Raw genomic sequence first — 24,202 nt, forward strand, 5'->3', positions numbered from 1 at the left:
TTCTCGCCGATGCCCGACGTACTCATTCTCGCGGTTCCGCATCCGACCTGGTCCCGGGCAGGGAGCTCCTCGGGAAGCTCCAAAATCAGGGGCCGGAATCCTGTCGGGTCACACGCACCCGTACCCACCGGTAGCAGGCAAAGCTGGGTGATCCTGACTTGCCTACGAGGGGGGACCCCGCCCATGACCGGTTCACGCGTGGTGGCGCTAGGGCACTACCAGCCCGCGAAAGTGCTCACCAACGAGGACCTCGCGGCCATGGTCGACACCACCGACGAGTGGATCCGCTCCCGCGTCGGCATCCGCACCCGCCACGTCGCGGGCCCGGACGAGCCGGTCGACGAGCTGGCCTACCACGCGGCCGGCAAGGCGCTCGCCGGCGCGGGCCTGACCCCGGACGACATCGACCTCGTCCTGGTCGCCACCTCCACCGCGATCGACCGCTCGCCCAACATGGCCGCGCGTGTCGCTGCCAAGCTGGGCATGGGCGGCAGCCCGGCCGTCATGGACATCAACGTCGTCTGCTCGGGCTTCACCCACGCCCTGGCCACGGCGGACCACGCCATCAGGGCCGGTTCCGCCACCCGCGCACTGGTCATCGGCGCAGACAAGATGACGGAGATCACCGACTGGGCCGACCGCACCACCTGTGTGCTCACCGGCGACGGCGCCGGCGCGGCCGTCGTCGAGGCCTGCGAGAAGCCGGGCATCGGCCCCGTTCTGTGGGGTTCCGTCCCGGAGATGGGCAACGCGGTCCGCATCGAGGGCTCCCCGCCGGTCTTCGCCCAGGAGGGCCAGTCCGTCTACCGCTGGACCACCAGCCAGCTCCCGCCGCTCGCCCGCAAGGTCTGCGAGAAGGCCGGCGTCACCCCCGAGGAGCTGGCCGCGGTCGTCCTCCACCAGGCGAACCTGCGCATCATCGAGCCGCTCGCCGCCAGGATCGGCGCGGTCAACGCCGTCGTCGCCCGCGACGTCGTCGAATCCGGCAACACCTCGGCGGCCAGCATCCCCATGGCCCTGTCGAAGCTGGTCCAGCGCGGCGAGATCCCCTCCGGCGCGCCGGTCCTCCTCTTCGGCTTCGGCGGCAACCTCTCCTACGCCGGTCAGGTCATCAGCTGCCCGTGACGGCTTCGGCGGCCGGTCCCCGCGCCTGCGCGGCAGGGGAGCGGCCGCCCTCGGCGACCACCGCGCCGACCAGGACGACCGCCAGGGCCACCAGCTGGCCGGCTCCCGTCCAGCCCGTCCCGACCGGCACCGTGGCGAGCGCGAGCACCAGCGCCGTCGCGCGGTAGCGGGCCGGCCCGAGGCCCAGCACCGCACGGAAGACCAGGTTCCCGGCCAGATAGAGCGCGACCCCGCCGGCCAGCGCGACCGCGGGGCCGGCGTGCAGGTGTTCCCCGAGGTGCCCGATCGTCTTCTTCACCCCGGCCGCGAAGACGGCGATGCCCAGCAGCACGGGCAGGAAGGCGTAGTAGTACGCGACCATCGCCAGCTTGAAACGCCGATCCGGCGGCGTCCGTGCGAAGACCTCCTCGGCCCGGCCCTCGTCGCGCACGAAGTACATCCACCACATCGCGGACGCGATCGTGAGCGCCAGGAAGGCGCCGCCCGCGATTCCGGCGGACAGGGGCAGCGACCCCACCCCGATACCGATCGCGATCACGGACTCACCGAAGACGATGATCAGCAGCAGACCGTGCCGCTCGACCAGGTGCGCCGCGTTCATGCCGCCGAGCCGGTCGCCGACCGTCTCCTCGGCGGCCTCCCGCTCCGCCGCGGCCTCCCGCTCCGCCGCGGCCTCCCGCTCCGCCGCGGCCTCCCGCTCCGCCGCGGCCTCGGGCTCCGCCGCGTCCCCACTCGCCGCGACCCGCTGCACGACCACGGGCGTCACGAACTGGAGAAGCAGCGCCAGCAGCCACAGCCCCCAGGCCGGCAGCCCGTCGAAGAACCCGGCGGCCGTCACCGCCAGCGCGCACAACACGTTGGGCAGCGCGAACCACAGCACCCCGCGGCCGTGGGCCTGCGTGAACAGCGCGCCGTGCACGAGAACGACCAGCAGGTACCCCAGGCCGAAGGCGACACCGCCCGCCCCGAAGGCGGTGGGCACGGCCAGCGCGCACACCATGAACGCGCCCATGGCCAGCATGAGCAGCACCCGCCGGACCGTCCGGTCCGGCGGTACCTGGTTGGTCAGGTGTGCGTAGCCCCCGTACATCCAGAAGAGCACGGTGAAGATCAGCACCACCTGCCCCGCGCCCCGCGGGGTCAGATCGTCCGCCAGCAGCACCGTCAACTGCGTGATGGTGAAGACGAAGACGAGGTCGAAGAACAGCTCCAGCGTGCTGACGCGGTGCTCGGTTTCCATGCGGCTCCCCCCGGATGTGTGCGCAGCCATCCGACCGTCCGGCGCCGCCGCTGTCCACCCCGTTGGCGACATCCGGAAGCCGAGGGTGCCCGCCCGCGCCGGTCCGCCTGCGCCCGCGCTCGCGGCGAGACGCCCCGTCCCGTCGCCGCCTCCGGGGGCATGCGCGCAGGTCAGCCCGGCGTGGCGGACCGCCGCCGCCTGGATAAGTGGTCGGAGAGCCGCCGATCCTTTGCTATTGTTGTCCATGTCGCCGCGGGAAACCGGGGCCGACCACCGGTCCGGGTGGCGGAATGGCAGACGCGCTAGCTTGAGGTGCTAGTGCCCTTTATCGGGCGTGGGGGTTCAAGTCCCCCCTCGGACACAAGCAAGAGCCCCACACAGCGTGTGGGGCTCTTCTGTTTCTCCGCCCCGGCATTCCGGCCGCCTGGGGGGTACCGCTCACGTACCCAGTACCACCAGTCCTGTCGGGCTGGTCAGGCTGCCCGGGGTCACCGACGTGAAGGTGTGGGGGAGGGACAGCCGGGGGGCGGCGCCGTCCGCAGCAGCTGCTTCGAAGAGATAGGCCGCCGCGGCCGTGGTGTCGCTGACGAGGTGCGGGCCCTGTGCCGTCGCCGCGGCCTCGGCGAGCGGGGTGCGGAAGAGGAGCCGGAGGTGGCGCAGGGTCTCCGGGGTGAGCGGGGCCCGCATCGGCAGGGGCTCGGGCCGGCCGGGCGCGGGGCCCGGTTCGACCACGGGGGAGGCCGCGGCATCCGGGGGGATCGCGCCGGTCAGGAGCAGCGCGAGCAGGACCGGTACGGCCTTGCGGCGCAGCGCCTCGGTGGCCGAGCGCAGCCGGTGGGCGTGGGCCGCCGGCAGCGACAGCGCGAGGCTCCCCGCAGCTCCCCCCGCGGCGATGGGAACGGCCGAGCAGACGACCCCCGGGGAGTACTCGAGCAGGTCGAAGACCGGAGCTCCCGGAGCCACCGCGTCGAGTGCCGTGAACAGGGCCCGGCTGTCGGTGATGGTCTGCGGGGTGAGCCGGGCGGGCCGGTGCCGGGCGACGTGGTCCGCACGGCGGTCGTGGTCGAGCTGCGTCAGCAGGCACTTGCCGACCGCGCTGGCGTGCGCGGCGTCCCGGAAGTCGACCCACTCCCGCACCGGAGGGGTCGCCGGCCCCGCCGCCATCTGCGTGATGTGGACCTCGCCGCCCGCGTACCGGCTGAGGTACACCGCGGCTCCCGCGCTGTCCCGGGCCAGGGCCAGGGTGCGCTGCAGCTGCCCGGCCAGGCCGTGGCCGCCCGGAGCGGCGAGCCGGTCCAGGGCCGGGCCGCGACCGTACACCCCCGCCCCCGGCCGGTACGCGTACTCCTCCTCGCACAGCATCGCCAGCACCGGCCGCAGCTCCGCCTCCGCGAGGCCCGACTCCCGGGCGAGCTGGTCGGCCCGCACCCCCAGCGGATGCCGTTCCAGGACGCGTACCACGGCCAGCGCGCGGCGGGCCTGCGCCAGCGCCTCGCCCGTGCCGCCCTGTACGACGGTCCTGCGGGCCGCGGCCGTCAGCGCGGGGTGGCGCAGCGGCCCGGCGGCCGGCCGGGCCGCCGTCGGCGCGATGACCGGGGCGGGCGGCGGGAGGAACGCGCTCAGCGCACCCGACAGCCCCGGCCTGGGCAACGGCACCGGCCCCAGGTCGGGATCCTCGACCTGGTCGACGTAGCGCAGGACGGCGGCCTGCGCGCACAGCCGGATCTCGCGCAGGTCCCGCCGGCCGCTCGGCCGGAAGCCGCGGCGGCCCAGCTCCCGCGCCCAGTGCCGGGCGTCGTGGTGTTCGCCGCGCCGGGAGTGGTCGAGGAAGAGGCAGTAGGCGGCCGCGGCGGCCCGCGCGCTGCCGGAGGCCGCGGCGAACTGCCACCAGAACCGGGCGCCTTCGCGCATCCCGGCGAGGTGCAGCAGACAGCCGAACACGACGGCGCCGGCCAGATCGGTGCGTACACCGGCGAAGGAGTCCAGGTGTGCCGCGGCGTCAGGGGCGCACACGGAGTCCAGGCAGATCGCCTTGAGGTCGCGCCGGGCCCGCTCGGCGTCGAGCGGGCGGTCCCGGACCGGGTCGCTCCAGCCGTGCGCCGTCCGGCGCCGGGCACGGTGCGGGACGTGCGGGTGCGGTGTCGCGCGCAACAGCCGGGCCTCGGCGGCACCGAGGTCGTAGTGGCGGTAGCGGTCGCGGACGCCCGCCCGGGCGAGGAACTCGGCCAGCGAGCGGGGCGCCGGTTCGCCGTCCGGCCGCTCCAGCCGGTCGCGGCGCCTCATGACCCGGCTGGTTCGGCCGGTTCCGCCGGATCGGCGGACGTGTCGAGCAGCCGGGCGAGGCGCCGGTGGGCCTGGCCGAGGTAGGAGCGGACCGTGGCCTCGTCGACGCCCATCACGGAGGCGGCCTCACCGGGGCTGCACCGGAGCCCGTACCGCAGGAGCACGACGTCGCGCTGGCGCTCGGCGAGGCGGGAGACGGCGGCATAGAAGCGGATGGTGTCGGTCAGCACGTCGTACTGGTCGGCGTGCGCCTCCTCGAGGGCCGCCTCGAAGGCACTGATGTCCATCGGCTCGGGCTCCTGCTGCCAGGGGTGGAGCCGGTGCCGGCGGTCGACGAGGCAGTGCTTGAGGACGGTCCACGCGTAGGCGTCCAGGCGGTCCATGTGGAGCATCCGCAGCCAGTCGCCCATGATCGAGTCGAAGGTGGCGTCCACCGCCGCCTCGGCCGCCGCGTCCGAGCCCAGCTGCAGGTACGCGAAGCGCATGTACGCAGGGCGCCGGTTCGCATGGAAGGCCCAGTACGACAGGCGTGCCGCAGGGTCCCACTGGCTCATGGGAGTCGGCCGCCGACGCCGGCTCGGCAGTCCCACGGCCCCACCGGACTCCTCCGGTCCGACATCGCTCACCGCTCCACCTCATCCCCTGGTGCGCAGAACAGGAAAGCAGCGCAGGCGCACTCGGGGGGCGCAGAGAAGAAACCTGGGAAGCATTGCGTCGCAGATGATCGAATCGTGATCGGTGTCGATCGGGCGAGGCTCCAGCCAGCACGTATGCATATGCCGTCCGCCGGTGCCGCCGTATCACGGGCCGGTCCTCCGGTCCGGCGCGCCACCGTCCCGCTGTACCATGGGCGCGATCGCGAGGGCCGTGACGCAAGAGGTCACTGTCCTCGCTTTTGCTTTACATCCACCCGAAAAACGCGGCGCGTGGCGTTTCGGCGGTTCGATACGATGACCGCACTCACAGTCCGTGACGTCACCTTGCACCGCACATAGGAAATGGAGCATCCGAGGATGGCTCGACACCTGATCACCAGCGCGCTTCCCTACATCAACGGGATCAAGCACCTGGGCAACATGGTCGGGTCGATGCTTCCGGCGGATGTGTACTCCCGGTACCTCCGCCAGCGCGGCCACGACGTCCTCTACATCTGCGCCACCGATGAGCACGGCACCCCCGCCGAGCTCGCCGCCAAGGAGAACGGCGTCCCGGTCGCCGAGTTCTGCGCGCAGGCCCACGACGCCCAGAAGGCGGTCTACGACGGCTTCGAGCTGTCCTTCGACTACTTCGGCCGCAGCTCCTCGCCGCAGAACGCCGAGATCACCCAGCACTTCGCGCGCAAGCTCCAGGAGAACGGCTTCATCGAGGAGCGCGCGATCCGGCAGGTCTACTCGCCCGCCGACGGCCGCTTCCTGCCGGACCGCTACGTCGAGGGCACCTGCCCGCACTGCGGCTACGACAAGGCCCGCGGCGACCAGTGCGAGAACTGCACCCGCGTCCTGGACCCCACGGACCTGATCGAGCCCCGCTCGGCCATCTCCGGCTCCACCGAGCTCGAGGTCCGCGAGACCAAGCACCTCTTCCTCCTGCAGTCCAACCTCCAGCACGAGGTCGAGGCCTGGGTCGCCGAGCACGAGGAGGAGTGGCCGCAGCTGGCCTCCTCGATCGCCCGCAAGTGGCTGACCGAGGGCCTGCACGACCGCGCGATCACCCGCGACCTCGACTGGGGCGTCCCGGTCCCGGCCGACACCTGGCCCGACCTGGCGGCCGAGGGCAAGGTCTTCTACGTCTGGTTCGACGCCCCGATCGAGTACATCGCCTCCACCAAGGAGTGGGCGGACGCCGACCCGGCGAACCGCGACTACAAGGCCTGGTGGTACGAGGCCGAGGACGTCCGCTACACCCAGTTCATGGCCAAGGACAACGTCCCGTTCCACACGGTCATGTTCCCCGCCACCGAGCTGGGCACCCGCGAGCCGTGGAAGAAGGTCGACTACGTCAAGGCCTTCAACTGGCTGACGTACTACGGCGGCAAGTTCTCCACCTCGCAGAAGCGCGGTGTCTTCACCGACCAGGCGCTGGAGATCCTCCCGGCCGACTTCTGGCGCTACTTCCTGATCGCCAACGCCCCCGAGTCCGACGACTCGTCCTTCACGTGGGAGCACTTCGCCGCCACGGTCAACAAGGACCTCGGCGGCACCCTCGGCAACTTCGTCAACCGCGTCCTGACCTTCTCCCGCAAGAAGTTCGGCGACGAGGTCCCGGCCGGCAGCCCCGCGGGCGAGGCCGAGGCGAAGCTCGGCGAGCAGATCGCCGAGCTGCTCGCCGAGTACGAGCGCCACATGGAGACCCTCCAGTACCGCAAGGCCGCGGCCGCGCTGCGCGCCCTGTGGTCGGCCGGCAACGCCTACCTCGACGAGAAGGCCCCCTGGCTGGAGGTCAAGACCGACCTCGAGGCCGCGGCGCTCACCCTGCGTACCGCGATGAACCTCATTCACCTCTACTCCGTGGTCTCCGAGCCGTTCATCCCGGCCTCGGCGCGCGCCATGCGGTCGGCGTTCGCCCTCGCCGACGACACCGCGACGTGGGTGACCCCGGAGCAGGCCAAGGCCCTGGACGCGGTCCCGGCCGGCACGCCGTTCACGGTGCCGCCGGTGCTCTTCGCCCGGGTCACCGAGGAGGACCTCGAGTCCTACCGCGAGCGTTTCGGCGGCACCGAGGCGGGCTGACACCCGCCGGGGACCCGTCCGACCTGAGGGGCGCGACCGCGGGTCGCGCCCCTCAGGCGTACCCGGGCGCGCACGCCGGACGGGCTCAGCCCCCGGCACGGGTGAAGGTGCGGACCGCCGTGTCGAAGTGGGAGCGGGCCTCGGCGCTGCGTCCGACCGGGGCGGAGACCCACACGTCGTAGAGGCGCCCGCCCTCCTCCCAGCACAGGTCGCGGGTGTGCCGGGGGCCTTCGGTTGCGGAGAAGCCGTCCCAGGTGAACAGCCAGAGGGCGGCCTCGTGCCCGTCGTGCGTGCTCACGGCGACCTCGGCGTCACGGTAGCCGGGGTTGGTCGTCGGCCCGTTGGCGTGGGAGCGCTGGTGCACGGCGAGCGGACCGCCCGACTCGGGAGCCGACACCCTGGTGCCGATGCGGAAGCTGTCGTCCGCCGACATGTAGAAGATCCGCGGACCGTCGGTCCTGCGTGTGAAGCCGTCGGGAACGGCGAGCGAGAAGCCCGCCGGGTCCTGGACGCGGCGGTAGCCGGCCGGGGCCGCCTTGCCGTCCGACGGGCCACCGGTCGGCTGCCCGGTCGCCGCCGGTACGGGCGCCGACGCGGAGACCTGGACGCCCGGCGGCGAGACCGGGGAGCCCGCGGCTCCGTTCGTGGCCGCGGGCCGGTCGCTGCGGTCGGTCGGGTCGCCTTCGTTCATCAGCAGCGCGGCGGCCGGTACGCCTGCGCCCGTGATCGCGGCCAGGAGCAGACCGGCGACCAGAGCCGCAACCGGCCGCCGCCGCGCGGTGGCGCCGGCCGGCGGCGCGGTCAGGGGCGCGGTCTGCGCGGCGGGCCTCGGCGCAGGCTCGGATCCCGGCGCGGTCGTCGTCCGGGCGCCGGGCACCCCGGGCACGCTGCGCCGGGTCGGGGTGCGGCCGCCGGCCGAAGGCGCCAGCGCCCGCAGCATGTCCTGCGCCCGGTCCGCACCGAGGCGTGCGGCGGGGTCGCGTTGCAGCAGCCCCCGCACCACCGGCAGCAGCGGCCCGCACGCGGGGGCCGGCCGGATCTCGTCGTAGACCACCGCGTGCAGGACCCCGCCCAACGAGTCCCGGCGGAAGGGCGACGCCCCGCTGACGGCCGCACACAGCAGGGCGCCCAGCGACCACAGGTCGGACTCCGGCCCGGCGGGAGTCCGCGCCGACATCCGCTCGGGAGCGGTGTACTCGGGAGAGCCGACGAACGCCCCGGTGGCGGTCAGCGTCGTCGCCCCCGACACCCGCGCGATGCCGAAGTCGGTGAGGACGGCCCGTCCTCCCGGAGCCTCCAGCAGGACGTTGGCCGGCTTGATGTCACGGTGCAGCACCCCGGCCCGCGTGTGCCGTCCGCAGGGCTCCGAGCAGCGCGATCCCGATCTCGGCGGCCTCGGCGGGGTCCACCGGCCCCGTCCGGGAGAGCCGGTCGGCCAGAGAGCCGCCCTCGACCAGCTCCATGACGATGTACGGGCGTTCGCCGTCCTCGACGACGTCGTGCACCACGATGATGTGCGGGTGTTTGACCTGCGCGGCCGCGCGCGCCTCGCGCAGTGCGCGCTCACGCTGGAGCCGGGCCTCCTCCAGGGACAGCGCCGGGTCGAGCACCATCTCCTTGACGGCGACGCGGCGGCCGAGCAGCTGGTCCGTGGCGCGCCACACGACGCCCATGCCGCCGCGCCCGAGCTTGGCGTCCAGTCGATAACGCCCGGCGATCAGGCGGGCGTTCTCCCCCTCGGTCGGCATGGCGCCATCATGCCGCATCGCCACCCGGCCCGTGCGCCCGCTTCCGTGCCGTTTCGATCTTCCCCGGTCCGCCGCGTGTCGAAGCTCGGACGTGATCGTTTCTTCAGACGTAACCCTCATGTCTGCTGCGGAATCGGGAGGACGCGCGGTGACCGCTTGGCACTACTTCGCCGGGGCGGGACTGGTGGCGGCGCTCTGCCCGCTCCACGGCCATGTGGCGGTCGCGGGCGACGGTCCCGGCCGGGGGGCGCGCGTCGATCTGTGCGTGCCCGCCGGCCAGCCGAAGCGGCCCCCGGTTCGGCCTTCCGGCCGGCCCTCGGTACGGGTCGCCGTGCCGGGCGCCGACGCCGGGCTCACGGTGCGCCACCCCGGACGGGCCCCCGGGCCCGGACGGCCCGCGGTGGAGCGGCCCGGGCCGGCGGAGCCGGCGGCCGCGGTGGACGCCGCAGCGCCCGCCGCCGAGGCGGAGGCGGTGGCCGCTCCTGCGGAGCCGCCGCCGCCCGCGCCGGTGCCCGGGGAGGCTGCCGTGCCGGCGCCGGCCGAAGCGGCCGCCCCGCCCCGGCCCAGGCCCGCCGCCGCGCAGGTGAGCGCCTTCCACGTACGTCCGTACCGTTCCGTCGCCGTGCAGCGGCGCGGCCCCGGCGGAATGTCCACCGTCATGCTCATGGTCGTCGTCACCACCCCTGCCGTACTCGCCGCCGCCGCCCTGCGACCGCGCTCCAAGGGACGCGGCTGATCCCGCCGCCCGCGCGCCGCCCGCAGGTGCGCCCACTTCCGCTCGCCCCGCATCCCTCCGCTCGCCCCAGACCCGTCCAGTCGTCCCCGATCCGTCCAGTCGTCCCTGATCCGTCCAACGATCCACACCGGGAGAATCCACGTGTCCGAATGGCTGGTCCTGGCCATCGCCATGGTGCTCGTCTGCGCCCTCGTCCTCGCCATCACGGCGATCCGGCACCGCCGGGCCGCCGCCGACGAGGACACCAGCGAAACCCCCGACGTCATCGAGTACATGACGATGATGGTGGGCGTGGTCTACGCGATCGTGCTCGGCCTGGCCATCGCGGGCGTATGGGAGGCGCGCGGCGCCGCCGAGGACAGCGTGCGCCGGGAGGCCCAGGCGCTGTACGAGGTCACCCAGCGCGCCGACGTCTACCCGGCCGCGGTCCGCGACCGGATCCGGGGCGAGGTGGACGCGTACGTCGCCCACACCGTGGCCGTGGACTGGCCACTGCTGACCTCCGGCGAGGGCGCGTCGGCCGAGGGCGGCGCGCTGCTCGGCAAGCTCCGCACCTCCGTCACCCACCAGAGCCCGGCCACCGAGCTCCAGGCGCAGGCCTACCAGCCGCTGCTGGACCACATCGCGGCCGCCGACGAGGCCCGCCACTCGCGGACCCAGAGCTCGGAGTCGACGCTGCCGGGCGTGGTGTGGTTCGGGCTGCTGGTCGGGGGGGTGGTCACCGTCGGGCTCATCTTCACGCTGCAGATCCGGCGCTCGGGGCGGGAGCTGCTGCTCGCGGGACTCTTCAGCGCGCTGATCGTGTTCCTGCTGTTCATGGTGTGGAGCTTCGACGCGCCGTACGGGCGGGAGGGGATCGACTCGGCAGGGCCGTTCCAGGAGCTGTTCCCGAAGACGGCGGTGGCCGCGGCCCGCTGAGCGGGAAGTCGCCACCGCGGCCGGCCGGCGCCCTGACGGGGCACCGGCCGACTGCCGTGTACGACGGACGGCCGGTCGGTCAGACGGTCGCTCGCCTCCGGACCGCCTGCACCACCGGCGACCGCCGCAGCGCGTCGGAGATCCGCAGGAGGTCGCGAGGCCCGTCGGAGGTGTCCGGCAGGGTCTCCTCGTCCTCGCCGATGGTCTGCCCGTCGGGGTCTGCGGAGCGGGCCCGTACGGCGGCCGCGACCATGGCGGCGTCACCGACGGCGCGGGCGGTCTCCTCGTCGGCGCCTTCGGAGAGTGCGCTGTCGTAGGCGTCGTCGCGAAGGCCCTTGTCGAAGTAGGGGCCGAGGTGCAGGAACCCGTCATGGATGTCGGACTCCCGCTGGATCACGCGCATTTCCGCCGCCGACCACCAGGCCATCTGCACGGAGGGAGTGCCGGCCGGCGCGGAGATCTGCACCTCGTGCCACAGCGCGCCGAGCCGGCGGTAGGTGGCCCAGGTCTGCCAGTGGTCCGACAGGCGCTGGCACACGAGCGGGACCACGAAGCCCATCGCGCTGATCAGCGCTCCCAGCGAGGCGAGCGGCGGGGCCACGTAGGTGCTCAGGCCGTCGAGGTCGTTGCCGAGCCAGCGGGCGACCACGGCCGTCATCTTCGTGGCGTCGTAGCCGAGGTTGAAGAGGTAGCCGGCCACGATGATCATCAGGCCGACGCGCAGCCAGCCGCGCACCTGGAGCGACCACCGCCAGCACAGGACCACCATCACCACCGCCGCCACGTGGTGCGCCAGCAGGTAGAGGGCGATCATGTGGCCGACGTACGGCGTGTTCGCGTAGAAGGTGTCGAAGTCCCGCAGGCGTTCCTCGGGGGTCTCACCCAGTGCGAACAGGACGACCAGGGCCACGATCACGATGCTGTAGCCGAGGATCCAGCGGCGCGAGACGCGCCGGGTCTGTTCGGGCGGCCCGCCCCGCCAGTTGACCATCAGGACCAGGCAGGAGGCGCTGAAGGCGGTGATCAGGCAGTAGACCAGCGGGGCGGAGAAGTTGGCGATCCCGGTCCAGCGGTTGACCGCCGCGATGGTGGGCGGAGCGGCGAAGGCGAACACGGCGCCCGCCAGGGCCAGCAGGGCGACCACCGAGCGCAGGAGCGGGTCGCGCCAGTTGTGCCGCAGGGCCGGCAGCTTGAAGGCGAGGGAGACCGCCATCGCTGCTGCCGGTATGTAGTAGTCCTCACCGGTCAACGGTCGTTCCTCAGTCCCCGGTAGCCCAGCGACGCCTCGATCCGGCCCGCGAGGTCGTTGCGCTGGACGGGAGCCCGGTGGCCCGCCGACCCGGCCAGCCAGCTCCTGCAGCGGCTGCCCAGCAGTAAGCCGAAGGTCTCGGCCTCGGTCTCCTCCTGGACGTCGGCGCGCGTGCGCGCGGCGACACGGCGGACCGTCTCGCCGATGTCGGCCTCGTCGGACAGCAGCCGCGCGGCGACGGCGGCGCCGTCGACGTGGTGGCTGCAGTGGCCCGCCTTCATGTGCCACAGCTCATGGCCCAGGATGACCAGTTGGTGGTCGGGTGCGGTGCGTTCCTCGATGACCACGAGATCGCGGTCCGCCATGTCGAGCCACAGACCGCTGGCCGTCCGGGGCGGGAACGACGCCATCCGGAAGTCGACCCGGCGGCCGCGGTGTCTGCTCATGCCCTCACAGAGGGCAGCGTAGAGGTCCACGGGTTCCACGGGGGCGGTCAGCCGGATGCCGGCCACCAGCTCCCCGCACAACCGCCGCTGCTCTCTGCCTATGCTCACCGTTCTCCCCGTCGGCGCGGATCCGGATCAGGACTCAAGGATCAGACCCAGACTTTCGACTGGGTCAGGATTCGTTCGGTTTGACGCTTTCGAGGAGCATGTCCAGCCATTCGGTCACCTTGTCCCGATGCTTGTCGCTGGGCAGTTGGGCAGCGCGCCAGGCAATGCCCCTTACACCGTGGTTCTGCAGGAGTCTTGCCAGCGGATCGCCCGCCGATGCGGCCGGTGCCGGTACGGTTTCCCGCGCGCGTCCCGCGTAGTCCTGCAGGAGCTGTTGCTCGGTCCGCTGGAGGGCGTCGGTGAGGGCGTCGGCGTCGTGGGCCGTGAGGAACCCGGCGTGCACCCCGAAGAAGCGCTGGATCGCGTCGCAATGCTCCATGGTGGGGCGGCGGTCGCCGTTGATGAGCGCACCCGCCTGCTGCCTCGACATGCCGGCGCCGTCCGCGATCTCCTGCTGCGTGTACCGGCGGCCGTTCGGCTTGACGCGGGTGCGCCGCAGCAGGTCGAGACGCTGCAGGAAGCGGGCCTGGAGGTCGGGTTCGCCGGCCGGCCTGCCTTCGAGCAGGGTCTTGACCACATCCGTGGGCACGCCCGATGCCTCGGAGAGGCGTCGCAGGTCGAAGACCTGGCTGAGGTCGCGGCCCATCTTGCCCGCGAGTTCGGCGACGCGGGTGATGGTCGCTGCCAGGGGTGCGTCGGCCACCGCGACGGGAGCCGGGAAGCCGTCTGTCACCAGTGGTTCTCCTAGATCGCGCGAAGTCGGTACGGCACATGGTCGGCTTCTGGAATCTAGCCGCTCTCGCCCGGAAGGGCTAGAACGTGCCACAGCTGTGGCGGGAATGAGCTGTCAAGAGGCTTGAATTGCCACAATAGTTGACACTCGAATGAAGTCGGTAGCAGGATCGCCACACGGAAATGAAGATCCAGACCGGAGGAGGGGGAGCTCTCAGTGCCACATCTCGCAGCGGTGGGCCCGTCCGATGGCCTCGCCCGAGCCGGTGAAGAGCGCCTGGCGGGCGAGGAGTCCGCGCGCGGTGCCGTGCGGTCGGAGCGACGCAAGGAGATTTTGCGCCAGCGCCGCGAGGAGCTGGGGCTGAGCCAGGAGGACCTCGCCTCCCGGCTCCGCATCAGCGTGCGCGCGTACGGCAACTGGGAACGCGGCCTGGTCAAGGAGTGGACGGACCGCAAGCTCCTCGCCCTGGCCGAAGCCCTGGAGATGAGCGAGCGCCAGTGCTTCTGGCTCTTCCGCGTCATGGTCGACCGCGACCCCCCGCCCACGTGGCGGGCCTCCGACGAGAACCGGCTCCCCGAGGACCCGGCGCAGCGCGACTACCTGTGCGACTACGCGGCCCTCATGGAAGCCGTGCCCTACCCGAGCTTCCTGGTGGACCACCGGTGGGACGTCGCCCTCACCAACTCGGCCTTCGACCAGCTCTTCCAGTCCGTACGGCCGCACCCGACGGCCCTGCCGGACGACAACTTCCTGCGCTTCGTGCTGTTCCACCCGGACGCGGCGGCCGTGCTGGAGGACCACGAGCCGGGCTGGTGCGTACCCCTGCTCGCGCAGTTCGCGGCGGCGCTGGCCGTTGCCCCCGAGGACGAGGGCCTGTGCAGCATCCGCCAGGAGGTGGCCCGTGACCCGTTCATGGAGGCGGCCTACCGGTACGGCGTCCCCCACTGGCTGAGCAAGCGGGGGCCGGAGGCCGCCGAGCAGGACGGGGCGGTGCGCACCGTGCGCCACCCCGACCCGCGGTGGGGCCTGGTGCGCTGCCGGATGGTGGCCGAGACCAGTCGCATGCTCGACGAGATGGGGCTCACCCGTATCACCCTGATCCTGTCGGGCCCGCAGGGCGTGCCGACGGGGCCGCCCCGGGGGCTCACGGCCATTCCCCACCAGCCGGGAGCCCGGCTGCGCGCCGTGCCGTCGCTGGGAGAGTGACCGACGGGGGCAGACTGGTGCGGGCGGACGCCCGCCGGAGGTCCTCTGCCGTCGATCGTGGCATCGGCATCGCCATCCGGGCGGGTGTCCGTCCGGGCGGGCATCCGAACCGGCATCTGCACTGGCGAAGGGCGGTAGGGGCGTGCGGCTGACGATCCTCGGCGGAGGCGGCTTCCGGGTACCGCTCGTGTACGGAGCGCTGCTCGGGGACCACGCCGAGGGGCGGGTGTCCCACGTGACGCTGTACGACGAGGACCCCGCGCGGCTCGCCGCCATGACCCGCGTCCTCCAAGACCTCGCCAGGGCCGCCGCGGTGCCCGACCCCCCGGCCGTCACCGCCACCCGGGACCTCGACGAGGCCCTGCGCGGGGCCGACTTCGTCTTCTCCGCCATCCGCGTCGGCGGCCTCGAAGGGCGCGCCGCGGACGAGCGCGTAGCCCTGGCCGAAGGCGTCCTGGGCCAGGAGACGGTGGGCGCGGGCGGGATCGCGTACGGACTGCGGACCGTCCCCGTGGCCCGTGGCATCGCCCGCAGCATCGCCCGTGCGGCCCCCGAGGCCTGGGTCATCAACTTCACCAACCCGGCCGGCCTGGTCACCGAGGCCATGGCCGAGGAACTCGGCGACCGGGTGATCGGTATCTGCGACTCGCCCGTGGGCCTCGGCCGGCGTATCGCCCGGCTGCTGGGCGCCCGGCCGCAGGACGCCTGGATCGACTACGTGGGCCTCAACCACCTGGGCTGGGTCCGCGGGCTGCGCATCGGCGGACGCGACGAACTGCCGAAGCTGCTGGCCGACACGGAAGCGCTGGAGTCCTTCGAGGAGGGCCGCCTCTTCGGCGCCGAGTGGCTGCGCTCGCTCGGCGCGATCCCCAATGAGTACCTGCACTACTACTACTTCAACCGTGACACCGTACGGGCGTACCAGGAGGCCGCGCAGACCCGCGGGGCCTTCCTGCGCGACCAGCAGCGCGGTTTCTACGCCGAGGCCGGACGGCCCGGGCTGCCGGCCGGGGCCGCCCTGGCCGCGTGGGACCGGACCCGGGCCGAGCGCGAGGCCACGTACATGGCCGAGAACCGCGAGGCGGCCGGCGCGGGCGAGCGCGAGGAGAGCGACCTGGAGTCCGGGGGCTACGAGAAGGTCGCCCTCGCGCTGATGCGGGCCATCGCCCGGGACGAGCGGGCCACGCTGATCCTGAACGTCCGCAACGGTTCGACGCTCTCCGTCCTGGACGCCGAAGCAGTCATCGAAGTGCCCTGCCTGGTGGACGCGAACGGCGCCCACCCGATGGGCGTCGAGCAGCTGCCCCTGCACGCGGTGGGGCTGGTGACGGCCGTCAAGGCCGTGGAGCGGGAGGTTCTGGCGGCGGCCGCGAGCGGTGCGCGGGCCGACGCCGTGAAGGCCTTCGCGCTGCACCCGCTGGTCGACTCCGTGGCAGTGGCCCGGCGGCTGCTGGACGGCTACGCGACGGCGCATCCGGGCCTGGCCCACCTGCGCTGACCCCCCTCCCCGGTCCCTGGGCCGGGCGGCGCGCGGGGCCGTTCGAGGGTCCCTCCGACAGCCCAGCGCCGCATGCGGTGCGGCGGACGTGCTGTGAGAGTGCGAGATGTGACCACTGCCCCCGCCGCAGCCGCAGCGCCCCCCGTGCTCGACCGGCGCCGGCGCAACGTCGTCTTCGGCACGGTCATGCTGGGCGTGCTGCTGGCGGCCCTCGACCAGACGATCGTCGGAACCGCCCTGCCCACGATCGTGGGGGACCTGGGCGGCGGGGACCACATGTCGTGGGTGGTGACCTCCTACCTGCTGGCGGAGACCGTGGCGACGGTCCTGGTGGGCAAGTTCGGCGACCTCTTCGGCCGAAAACTGATCTTCCAGATCTCCGCCATCGTCTTCATCAGCGGTTCCTTCCTGTGCGGCCTGTCCGGCAACATGACGTTCCTGATCGTGTGGCGCGGGGTCCAGGGCGTCGGCGCCGGCGGCCTGATGGTCACGGCCATGGCGCTGATCGCCGACGTCGTGCCCCTGCGCGAACGCGGCAAGTACCAGGGTGCGATCGGCGCGGTCTTCGGCGTCGCCACCGTGATCGGGCCGCTGCTCGGAGGCTTCTTCACCGACCAGCTGAGCTGGCGGTGGTGCTTCTACGTCAACGTCCCGATCGCCATCCTGGTGGTCATCGCGGCCGCCAGGACGATCCCGGCCGTACGGGCCTCGGGCAAGCCGGTCATCGACTACCTCGGCATCGCCCTGGTGGCGGTCGGCTCGAGCGCCCTCATCCTGGCCACCAGCTGGGGCGGCAACGAGTACGCCTGGACCTCCCCCGTGATCATCGGCCTGTTCGCGGGCGGGGCGGTGGCGCTGGCGCTGTTCTGCCTGGCCGAGACGCGCGCCGTCGAGCCCATGATCCCGATGCGGCTCTTCCGCAATCCGGTCTTCGCCGTGTGCTCCGTGCTGAGCTTCGTGGTCGGGTTCGCGATGCTCGGCGCGATGACGTTCCTGCCGACCTATCTGCAGTACGTCGACGGGGACTCGGCCACCATCTCGGGCGTCCGGACCCTGCCCATGGTCTTCGGCCTGCTGCTCGCCTCCGTCTTCAGCGGCAACGTCGTCAGCCGGACCGGCCGATACCGGATCTTTCCGATCGTCGGCAACGCCGTCATGGGCATCGGCCTGTACCTGCTGTCGCGGATGGAGCCGGGTACCGACAGCCTGCTGGAATCGCTCTACATGTTCGTGCTCGGCGCCGGCATCGGCCTGTCCATGCAGGTGCTGACGATCGCCGTGCAGAACACCGTCGACTACGCCGATCTCGGCACGGCCACCTCCGGGGTCACCTTCTTCCGTACGCTCGGCAGCGCCTTCGGCACGGCGGTCTTCGGAACGATCTACGCCAACCACCTGGGACCCGGCCTGGATGAGGCGGTCGCGGACGCGGCGCGGGCCACCGGAGGGGATCCGGCGGAGCTGGCCAGGGCCGCCTCGACCCCGCAGGGCGTGCACAAGCTCGATCCGGCCGCCGCCACACCCATCGTCGAGGCCTATGCGGAAGCCCTGCAGACGGTGTTCCTCTGGACCGTGCCGGTGGCGGTGTTCGGGTTCGTCGTGGCGCTCTTCCTCAAGCAGGTCAAGCTGCGCGACACCGCCCGGGCCGGGTCCACGGACATGGGCGACGGCTTCGGTTCGCCGGCCACGGCTTCGGGCGACTCGGCCAGACTGCTGGAGCTGGCGGTCGGCAAACTCGTGCGGAACATGGGGGCGGACACGGCGCGGGAGATCGTCGAATCCTCCGACACCCGGCTGGACATCGCAGGCGCGTGGACGGTGATGCAGGTGGAACTGATGACCAGGACCATCGGCTACTCCAGCATCGGCCTGGTCGCCGGGCGTCGTTCGCTGCCGCCGGAGGTACTGCTCCCCGTGTTCGACCGGATGGTGGAGGAGGGCTTCCTTACCCGCGACGCCGCCTACTTCAGCCTCACGCCCGCCGGGCAGCGGGAGGCCGACGTCATCTCGGCGGCATGGGCCAAGTGGCTCGGCGACCAGCTGGAGAAGGACCGGGGCCGGCCGAGCAGCGCCGAACTGCGGGTCGCGGCGGACGCGATCGCGAAGCGGCTGCTGGCCGAGGACCTGGGCGAGGGCCACTTCGCGCCGAAGACGGTCGTGCGGCACTAGGTTGCGGGCAGGGCCCGGCGCCGGTCTTGTCGATCATGGCGGCCGGTGCGGAACTCCGGATGGTCTCCCGTCGTCCTTCCCTACGAGAAGCACGAGGACCTGGGGGCGACGCACATGGGGATCACGATCACGCTGGCCGAGGAGATCATGCTCCTGTCCCTGGACGACGAGTCCGGGGCGGTGAGGCAGCGCCAGGCGGTGGCACCGGCCCTGGCGGGGGCGCTCCTGCTCGACCTGGTCCTGGCGGAACGGGTGTCGGTCTCGGGCAGGCACCTGGAGCTCAGGAGCACCGCACCCACCGGGGAGCCGCTGCTCGACGGCCGGCTCCGGCACATCGAGACCTGGCTGGGCGGGCGCAGCCGGCGCCGGGTGGTGGACTGGCTGACGAAGGACCACATGAAGGCGACCGGCCCGGTGCTGGAGCGGCTCGGCGAGCGCGGCCTGGTGGCGGAGCAGGTGAACAAGGTGCTGGGGGTGTTCCCCCGGCGGCGCTACCCCGAGGTCGACGGCACGGTCGAGCACGCCCTGCGCCGACGGCTGGACGCTGTCGTCCTCGGGGGCGCCCTGCCCGACGACCGCACGGCGGGCCTCATAGCGCTGCTCCACGGAGCGAAACTGCACCGGTTGGCCTTCCCGGACCACAGCCCCGCCGCGGTGAAGCCGAGGATGGCGGAGATAGCCGCCGGCCAGTGGGCTGCCGACGGCGTCCACGCGGCCATCCGCGACATGCAGGCCGCCATGGTGGTGGTGATGGCGGCCACGGTCGTCGCGGTCAGCTGAGCCGCCTGCGGTCCGCCGAGGGTGTCGGCCGCCCGGGGCCGGGGACCGGGCGCGGCTGTCCGGCATCCGCTCCGGCTTCTGGCGCCGGCCCCGGATCTGCGGTTTGCGCTGGACCCCTGCCCGGCGCTGCCGTGCAGGACTGCCCCGAGGGGCGGCCGAGGAGGTGTTCCACCGCCAGGTGGTCCTGACCCGTCCGGCGGCCTCGGAGCCCACGCCGCGGGCGTCGACGATGAAACAACCAGACAATTCGCCTAATTTATCAAGCGTCGGGCCTTTCGGGTGTGCGAACCGGGTCCGTCGTCGGGTAGTCGTACGAGGGGACGTACGGCAGTTCCGTGAGATCGGGGCGCCAGGCGCGGAGCACGGCCGCCGAGGGGGCGTACAGCGCCGAGGGGATCTCGGCGGGCGCGAACCACTCCCAGCGGGCGATTTTGTGGGGCTCGGTGACGGCGGGCACCCCCTGCGCCGTGGTGGTGACGGCGGCCGCCGTCAGCCGGGTCAGGCCGGACTTCGCTTCGATCTGTACGGACAGGACGCGCACGCCCTCGGGGGCCACCCGCAGGTCCGTCTCCTCGGCGAGCTCCCGGGCGGCGGCCTGCTCGAAGCCCTCCCCGGGGTCGACCTTGCCGCCGGGCAGCTCCCAACGGCCGTCGTGTGCCTGGCCGAGCAGCACCCGGCCGTCCCCGCGGATGACGACGAGGCCGACGCCGACGACGGCGTTCGGCTGGGGAACGGCCCGTTCGGGGCGTTCGGGGCGTGCGGCGCCGGTGGTGCTCATGGACGTCCTTCCGAAGAGGTGGTGGGCCGGGCGCGGACGTGGATCCGTTCGCCCTGGGGGCCGAAGAGGCTGAGGAACTCCGCAGGCTGCGGACCCGCGTTGCAGAAGGCGTGCGGCGTGCGCGTGTCGAACTCGGCGGCCTCTCCGGGGCCGAGCACGAGGTCGTGTTCACCGAGCAGCAGGCGGACCCGCCCGGACAGCACGTACAGCCACTCGTAGCCTTCGTGGACCTTCAGCTCGGGTACGGGCGGCGGACCCTCGACGGGTGGGAGTATCTGCTTGAAGGCGTGCACCCCGCCGAAGTTGCGGGTCAGCGGCACGTAGGTGTGGCCGTGTCGGACGAAGGGGCGCGGGCGGATCCGAGGATCCCCCGTCTCCGGCGCGCCGACCAGCTCGTCCAGGGCCACCCGGTGCGCCTTGGCCAGCGGAAGCAGCAGCTCCAGCGTCGGCCTGCGCTGCCCGGACTCCAACCGGGAAAGCGTGGAGAGCGAGATGCCGGTGGTCTCGCTCAGCTGGGCCAGCGTGGTGCCGCGCTGCCGGCGCAGGGCCCGCAGCCGCGGGCCCACCGCCGTGAGCACGTCGGCGAGTTCCTCGTCCTGCTTCTCGGGGGCCATGACTCCATTTGCCGCTTCGGCAAGAACATTTGTCAAATGGCGTACGCGGGCAGACCCTCGCAGACATGGACAACGCAAGGGAAGACTCGTTCGACGTGGTCGTCGTCGGTGGCGGTGCGGCCGGACTGGCCGGGGCGCTCACCCTGGTCCGGGCCCGCCGTTCCGTGCTCGTGATCGACTCCGGCAGCCCGCGCAACGCCCCGGCCGCGCACATGCACGGGTACCTCGGCCTGGACGGGGCGAGCCCGGCCGAGCTGCTCGAGAGGGGGCGCGCGGAGGTGGAGGGCTACGGCGGGCGGATCCGGCCGGGCACGGCCGTCGCCGCGGACCGGCTGCCCGACGGGGGTTTCCTGGTCCGCTGCGGGGACGGCTCGCGCGTGCGTGCGCGGCGGCTGCTGGTCGCCACCGGCCTGGTGGACGAGCTGCCGGCGGTGCCGGGGCTCGGGGAGCGCTGGGGGAGGGACGTGCTGCACTGCCCGTACTGTCACGGCTGGGAGGTCGGGGACGGGCCGGTCGCGGTGCTGGCCGACGGCCCGCTCGCCGTGCACCAGGCGCAGCTGTGGCGGCACTGGAGCGGGCGGACCACGCTCCTGGCGCACACCTGGCCGCTGGGGGAGGAGGACCGGGAGCTGCTGGCGGCCCTCGGGATCCCGGTCGTCGAGGGCGAGGTGGCCGGCCTTGTCCTCGAGGACGACCGGCTGGCCGGGGTGACCCTGGCCGGCGGGGTCGCGGTACCGTGCCGGGCGCTGGTGGTGGCCCCGCGGTTCACCGCCCGCTCGGGCGTCCTGACGAGCCTGGGCCTGCCCACCACGGACATGACGCGGGACGGCCACGTGATCGGCCGGTGCGTCGAGTCCGACCCGGCCACCGGGGCCACCGCGCTCCGCGGGGTCTGGGCGGCGGGCAACGTGACCGCGCCCCTGGAGAAGGTCGCGGGCGCGGCCGCCCAGGGCGCGCAGGCGGCCGCGGCCCTCAACGCCGACCTGATCGAGGAGGAGGCCCGGCGGGCGGTGGAGGCCTACCGCGCGGGCGCGGCGGCGCTCGCGGCTGAGGGCGCGGCCGGCCGGACGGGACGCGGCTGACCGTACGGGGTGCGGCCGGCCATGCGGATCGCGCCTGACCGTACGGCCCGGGCCGGCCGCCACCCGCGCGCCGGGCAGCGGTGCGCCGGACACGTGTGCGGGTTTCGGCCCGCCCCCGTACGTGCAGGCTCTGGGCGGTGTGATCGTCGTACGGTCCAACGGTTCGGGGGGACGTTCCATGGCACATGTGCTGGTCATCGGCGGCGGCATCGGCGGGCTCGCCACCGCGCTGCTCGCGGCGCGGCGCGGACACACGGCGGAGCTGTTCGAGAGCGACACGCGCGCCCCCGGCACCGCGCTCGACCGCGACTTCTTCGGCTGGCGGCGGCCGACCGTACCGCAGGCGGTCCAGCCGCACGCGCTGCTGGGAGCCGCCCGCAACGTCCTGCGGAACGAGCTGCCCGACGTGTACGCCCAGATGCTCCGGCTCGGCGCCCGTGAGCGGCACGAGCTGGACTGGTTCGAGGTGCGGCCGCCCGAACTCCCCGGCGACGAGGACCTCGTGATGCTCCAGGCGCGGCGCATCGTGCTGGAGAGCGCCCTGGCCACGGCGCTGCGCGCGGAGCCCGGAGCGGTCCTGCGCCACGGCGAGCCGGTCACGGGACTCATCACCGCGTCGCGGGCCGGGGGCGGCCGGACCGAAGACGACCTCGACTCGGCAGGCAGGGACGGCGGCGCCGACCGGATCCGGGTGACGGGAGTGACCACGGGGGCGGGCGGTTACGAAGGGGACCTCGTCGTGGACGCGGGCGGCCGGCGCGGCGGCATCGAGCGCCGGCTCGGCGCAGTGGGCTGCCGCCCGCCCGTCGTAGAACGGCACCGCACGGGGCTCGCGTACTTCTGCCGCTGGTACCGGTTGCCCGACGGGATGGACGAGGGGCCGCGGCGGCCCTGGGCGGTGGCCGGCGGCGCCTTCGCCGGGTGCGCGGTCTTCCCCGCCGACAACAGGGTCTTCGCCGTGACCCTGTTCGTGCACACCACGGACACCACACGCGCGGCGTTGCGCGACCCCGCCGTCTTCGAGCGGGCGGCCCGATCCTTCCCGCCCGGCGGGGCCTGGCTGGCGCTCGGCGCGGACCCGCTGTCGGGCGTACTGGCCACGGCGAGCCTGGACAACCGCTGGAGCGCGCTCGTGGACGAGCGGGGGCCGGTGGTGACCGGGCTGGTGCCCGTCGGCGACTCGATCACACACACCAACCCGACCCTCGGGCAGGGCACCTCCCTCGCGCTGTGGGCGGCGCGCAGGGTGGCCCGTACGGCGCACCGGGACCCCGGCTCGGACCGGTTCGCCCTGGACCACCACGAGTGGGCGGTGCGGACGCTGAAGCCGTGGTTCGACTTCCAGGTCGTGGCCGACGCGGCCATCGGCGAGCGCTTCGCGACGCGCGCGGCGCGTACGGGGACGGCGCGCGAGGTGGCCGCGCTGTTCGACTGCGCGCTCGAGGACCCCGAGGTGATGCGGGCGAGGGCGCGGGTCCGGCACCTGGCGGAGCCGCCGGAGCGGGCGTACGCGGATCCGGAGGTCCGGGCCCGGGTGGCACGCTGGCTGGCGGCGCGACCGGAATACGCGCCGAACGACGCGGGCCCGGACCGGGAGGAGTGGGAGAAGCTCACTGCGGGCTGATGCGGCCCCCCGGGCCGCGGCCGGCCCCCGGCGCAGACCCCGGGGCCGCTCTCAGCCGGCCTGCCCGAGCACCTCGGCGAGGTCGTAGCCCACGACCTCCTCCAGCTGGGCGTACGTACAGCTCTCCGGTGTCCGGTCGGGCCGCCAGCGCCGGAACTGCGCGGTGTGCCGGAAGCGGTCCCCCTCCATGTGGTCGTATCCGACCTCCACGACGCGCTCCGGGCGCAGCGGCACCCATGAGAGGTCCTTCTTGCCGGTCCAGCGGCTCTGCGCGCCGGGGAGCCGGGCGCTCTCGTGGGCGGACTCCTCCGCCCAGGCGGCCCACGGGTGCCCGGTCGGGTCGGGCATCCGCAGGGGTTCGAGCTCCTCCACCAGCTCGGCCCGGCGCCTCATGGGGAAGGCGGCGCAGACGCCCACGTGCTGGAGCGTGCCCTGAGCGTCGTGCAGGCCGAGCAGGAGCGATCCGACAATCGGACCGCTCTTGTGGAAACGGAAACCCGCGACGACGACGTCGGCGGTACGTTCGTGCTTGATCTTGTACATGAGGCGGGCATCGGGCCGGTAGGGGAGGCCGAGCGGTTTGGCGATCACCCCGTCGAGCCCGGCGCCCTCGAACCGCTCGAACCACTCCTGCGCGAGCGCGATGTCGGTGGTTGCGGGCGCGAGGTGGACGGGGGGCCGTGCGGTGGACAGGGACCTGACCAAGGCGGAACGGCGGTCGGCGAGCGGGGCGTCGAGGAGGGCCTCGTCGCCGAGCGCCAGCAGGTCGAAGGCGATGAAGCTGGCGGGGGTCGTCTCGGCCAGAAGGGCGACACGGGACTGCGCGGGGTGGATCCGCTCGGTCAGCCGGTCGAAGTCAAGACGCCCGTCGTGGACGATCACGATCTCGCCGTCCACGACGCAGCGGGCGGGCAGATTCGCTTTCAGGGCCTCCACCAGTTCGGGAAAATACCGGGTCAAGGACTTGCCCGTGCGGCTCCCCACCTCGACCTCGTCGCCGTCGCGGTGCACGAGGGCCCGGAAGCCGTCCCACTTGGCCTCGTACTGCATGCCGGGCGGGATCTTCGCCACCGACTTGGCGAGCATCGGTTTGACCGGAGGCATCACTGGCAGGTCCATGCCTTCGATTCTGCGGT

The 24,202-nt window shown here is 73.1% G+C and carries 18 protein-coding genes, 1 tRNA gene and 2 pseudogenes; 11 read left to right on the forward strand and 10 right to left on the reverse strand.

The annotated features are described in order from the left end of the window. Positions 1-183 precede the first annotated feature (183 nt). Positions 184-1,125: a beta-ketoacyl-ACP synthase III gene (locus ACZ6JS_RS18780; protein WP_469299221.1), complete on the forward strand. Its 942-nt coding sequence runs from the start codon at positions 184-186 to the stop codon at positions 1,123-1,125. On the opposite strand, the gene ACZ6JS_RS18785 is transcribed toward ACZ6JS_RS18780, so the two are convergent. Further along, positions 1,112-2,365 (reverse strand): low temperature requirement protein A, encoded by a 1,254-nt coding sequence (locus ACZ6JS_RS18785; RefSeq protein ID WP_469299222.1) that lies wholly within the window; start codon positions 2,363-2,365, stop codon positions 1,112-1,114. The genes ACZ6JS_RS18780 and ACZ6JS_RS18785 overlap by 14 nt on opposite strands. A gap of 276 nt (positions 2,366-2,641) precedes the next feature. Here ACZ6JS_RS18785 and ACZ6JS_RS18790 point away from each other — a divergent pair. Further along, a tRNA-Leu gene (locus ACZ6JS_RS18790) sits at positions 2,642-2,726 on the forward strand. Between the two features lie 407 nt (positions 2,727-3,133). On the opposite strand, the pseudogene ACZ6JS_RS18795 reads toward ACZ6JS_RS18790, so the two are convergent. Together ACZ6JS_RS18795 and ACZ6JS_RS18800 are read right to left on the reverse strand one after the other, a co-directional pair. Beyond that, positions 3,134-3,853, reverse strand: a pseudogene (locus ACZ6JS_RS18795) (IclR family transcriptional regulator domain-containing protein); the annotation flags it as partial. A 791-nt stretch (positions 3,854-4,644) separates the two neighbouring features. Then, positions 4,645-5,274, reverse strand: coding sequence for a sigma factor-like helix-turn-helix DNA-binding protein (locus ACZ6JS_RS18800; protein WP_469299224.1), 630 nt, complete (start codon positions 5,272-5,274; stop codon positions 4,645-4,647). A gap of 387 nt (positions 5,275-5,661) precedes the next feature. Here ACZ6JS_RS18800 and metG point away from each other — a divergent pair, with 387 nt between their 5' ends. Continuing rightward, positions 5,662-7,377: a methionine--tRNA ligase gene (metG, locus tag ACZ6JS_RS18805; protein ID WP_469299226.1), complete on the forward strand. Its 1,716-nt coding sequence runs from the start codon at positions 5,662-5,664 to the stop codon at positions 7,375-7,377. A gap of 85 nt (positions 7,378-7,462) precedes the next feature. On the opposite strand, the pseudogene ACZ6JS_RS18810 reads toward metG, so the two are convergent. Beyond that, positions 7,463-9,125: pseudogene (locus ACZ6JS_RS18810) on the reverse strand (serine/threonine-protein kinase). A gap of 148 nt (positions 9,126-9,273) precedes the next feature. Between ACZ6JS_RS18810 and ACZ6JS_RS18815 the strand changes: the two are divergent. Both ACZ6JS_RS18815 and ACZ6JS_RS18820 read left to right on the forward strand, forming a co-directional pair. Then, positions 9,274-9,861 carry a hypothetical protein gene (locus ACZ6JS_RS18815; RefSeq protein ID WP_469299228.1) on the forward strand — a complete coding sequence of 196 codons (588 nt, stop codon included), beginning with the start codon at positions 9,274-9,276 and terminating at the stop codon, positions 9,859-9,861. 141 nt (positions 9,862-10,002) lie between these two features. Continuing rightward, on the forward strand, positions 10,003-10,779 hold the full coding sequence (locus ACZ6JS_RS18820; protein WP_469299230.1) for a bestrophin-like domain: 777 nt from the start codon (positions 10,003-10,005) through the stop codon (positions 10,777-10,779). A gap of 79 nt (positions 10,780-10,858) precedes the next feature. On the opposite strand, the gene ACZ6JS_RS18825 is transcribed toward ACZ6JS_RS18820, so the two are convergent. From ACZ6JS_RS18825 to ACZ6JS_RS18835, 3 genes are all read right to left on the reverse strand, one after another. Continuing rightward, positions 10,859-12,028: an MAB_1171c family putative transporter gene (locus tag ACZ6JS_RS18825; RefSeq protein ID WP_469299231.1), complete on the reverse strand. Its 1,170-nt coding sequence runs from the start codon at positions 12,026-12,028 to the stop codon at positions 10,859-10,861. Then, positions 12,025-12,582 carry a toxin-antitoxin system, toxin component gene (locus ACZ6JS_RS18830; protein WP_469299233.1) on the reverse strand — a complete coding sequence of 186 codons (558 nt, stop codon included), beginning with the start codon at positions 12,580-12,582 and terminating at the stop codon, positions 12,025-12,027. Before ACZ6JS_RS18830 ends, ACZ6JS_RS18825 begins: the two co-directional genes overlap by 4 nt. A gap of 64 nt (positions 12,583-12,646) precedes the next feature. After that, positions 12,647-13,315, reverse strand: a complete 669-nt coding sequence (locus ACZ6JS_RS18835; RefSeq protein ID WP_469299235.1) for a helix-turn-helix domain-containing protein — start codon at positions 13,313-13,315, stop codon at positions 12,647-12,649. A gap of 216 nt (positions 13,316-13,531) precedes the next feature. On the opposite strand from ACZ6JS_RS18835, the gene ACZ6JS_RS18840 reads away from it, so the two are divergent. The 4 genes from ACZ6JS_RS18840 to ACZ6JS_RS18855 all read left to right on the forward strand — a co-directional run bounded on the left by ACZ6JS_RS18840 (position 13,532) and on the right by ACZ6JS_RS18855 (position 18,968). Then, positions 13,532-14,521, forward strand: coding sequence for a helix-turn-helix domain-containing protein (locus tag ACZ6JS_RS18840; RefSeq protein ID WP_469299236.1), 990 nt, complete (start codon positions 13,532-13,534; stop codon positions 14,519-14,521). A gap of 142 nt (positions 14,522-14,663) precedes the next feature. Continuing rightward, positions 14,664-16,019, forward strand: coding sequence for a 6-phospho-beta-glucosidase (locus ACZ6JS_RS18845; protein ID WP_469299238.1), 1,356 nt, complete (start codon positions 14,664-14,666; stop codon positions 16,017-16,019). Between the two features lie 72 nt (positions 16,020-16,091). Further along, the gene (locus ACZ6JS_RS18850) at positions 16,092-18,188 is read left to right on the forward strand and encodes a DHA2 family efflux MFS transporter permease subunit (RefSeq protein WP_469299240.1); all 2,097 of its coding nucleotides are present in this window, start codon (positions 16,092-16,094) and stop codon (positions 18,186-18,188) included. Between the two features lie 45 nt (positions 18,189-18,233). Then, entirely contained in the window at positions 18,234-18,968 is a 735-nt protein-coding gene (locus tag ACZ6JS_RS18855) for a GOLPH3/VPS74 family protein (RefSeq protein ID WP_469299242.1), read from the forward strand. A 259-nt stretch (positions 18,969-19,227) separates the two neighbouring features. Here ACZ6JS_RS18855 and ACZ6JS_RS18860 read toward each other — a convergent pair whose 3' ends face one another. Further along, complete coding sequence (locus tag ACZ6JS_RS18860; RefSeq protein ID WP_469299243.1) at positions 19,228-19,746, reverse strand: nucleotide triphosphate diphosphatase NUDT15; 519 nt, start codon at positions 19,744-19,746, stop codon at positions 19,228-19,230. Further along, a complete protein-coding gene (locus tag ACZ6JS_RS18865; RefSeq protein ID WP_469299244.1) occupies positions 19,743-20,360 on the reverse strand; it encodes a helix-turn-helix domain-containing protein in 618 nt (205 codons plus the stop codon). The genes ACZ6JS_RS18860 and ACZ6JS_RS18865 overlap by 4 nt, the downstream gene beginning before the upstream one ends. A gap of 65 nt (positions 20,361-20,425) precedes the next feature. Between ACZ6JS_RS18865 and ACZ6JS_RS18870 the strand changes: the two genes are divergently transcribed. Both ACZ6JS_RS18870 and ACZ6JS_RS18875 read left to right on the forward strand, forming a co-directional pair. Then, positions 20,426-21,442: an NAD(P)/FAD-dependent oxidoreductase gene (locus tag ACZ6JS_RS18870; RefSeq protein WP_469299246.1), complete on the forward strand. Its 1,017-nt coding sequence runs from the start codon at positions 20,426-20,428 to the stop codon at positions 21,440-21,442. A 178-nt stretch (positions 21,443-21,620) separates the two neighbouring features. Further along, entirely contained in the window at positions 21,621-23,066 is a 1,446-nt protein-coding gene (locus ACZ6JS_RS18875) for an NAD(P)-binding protein (protein ID WP_469299248.1), read from the forward strand. A 51-nt stretch (positions 23,067-23,117) separates the two neighbouring features. Here ACZ6JS_RS18875 and ACZ6JS_RS18880 read toward each other — a convergent pair whose 3' ends face one another. Then, a complete protein-coding gene (locus ACZ6JS_RS18880; protein WP_469299249.1) occupies positions 23,118-24,185 on the reverse strand; it encodes an ATP-dependent DNA ligase in 1,068 nt (355 codons plus the stop codon). Between the last annotated feature and the right edge of the window lie 17 nt (positions 24,186-24,202).

The organism is Streptomyces sp. NPDC046349 (assembly GCF_055587885.1).

Coding starts and splice junctions, on each gene's coding strand:
- ACZ6JS_RS18780 (WP_469299221.1), top strand. CDS start 184: ATGACCGGTTCACGCGTGGTGGCGCTAGGGCACTACCAGCCCGCGAAA.
- ACZ6JS_RS18785 (WP_469299222.1), bottom strand. CDS start 2,365: ATGGAAACCGAGCACCGCGTCAGCACGCTGGAGCTGTTCTTCGACCTC.
- metG (WP_469299226.1), top strand. CDS start 5,662: ATGGCTCGACACCTGATCACCAGCGCGCTTCCCTACATCAACGGGATC.
- ACZ6JS_RS18850 (WP_469299240.1), top strand. CDS start 16,092: ATGCGGTGCGGCGGACGTGCTGTGAGAGTGCGAGATGTGACCACTGCC.
- ACZ6JS_RS18860 (WP_469299243.1), bottom strand. CDS start 19,746: ATGAGCACCACCGGCGCCGCACGCCCCGAACGCCCCGAACGGGCCGTT.
- ACZ6JS_RS18865 (WP_469299244.1), bottom strand. CDS start 20,360: ATGGCCCCCGAGAAGCAGGACGAGGAACTCGCCGACGTGCTCACGGCG.
- ACZ6JS_RS18870 (WP_469299246.1), top strand. CDS start 20,426: ATGGACAACGCAAGGGAAGACTCGTTCGACGTGGTCGTCGTCGGTGGC.
- ACZ6JS_RS18875 (WP_469299248.1), top strand. CDS start 21,621: ATGGCACATGTGCTGGTCATCGGCGGCGGCATCGGCGGGCTCGCCACC.
- ACZ6JS_RS18880 (WP_469299249.1), bottom strand. CDS start 24,185: ATGGACCTGCCAGTGATGCCTCCGGTCAAACCGATGCTCGCCAAGTCG.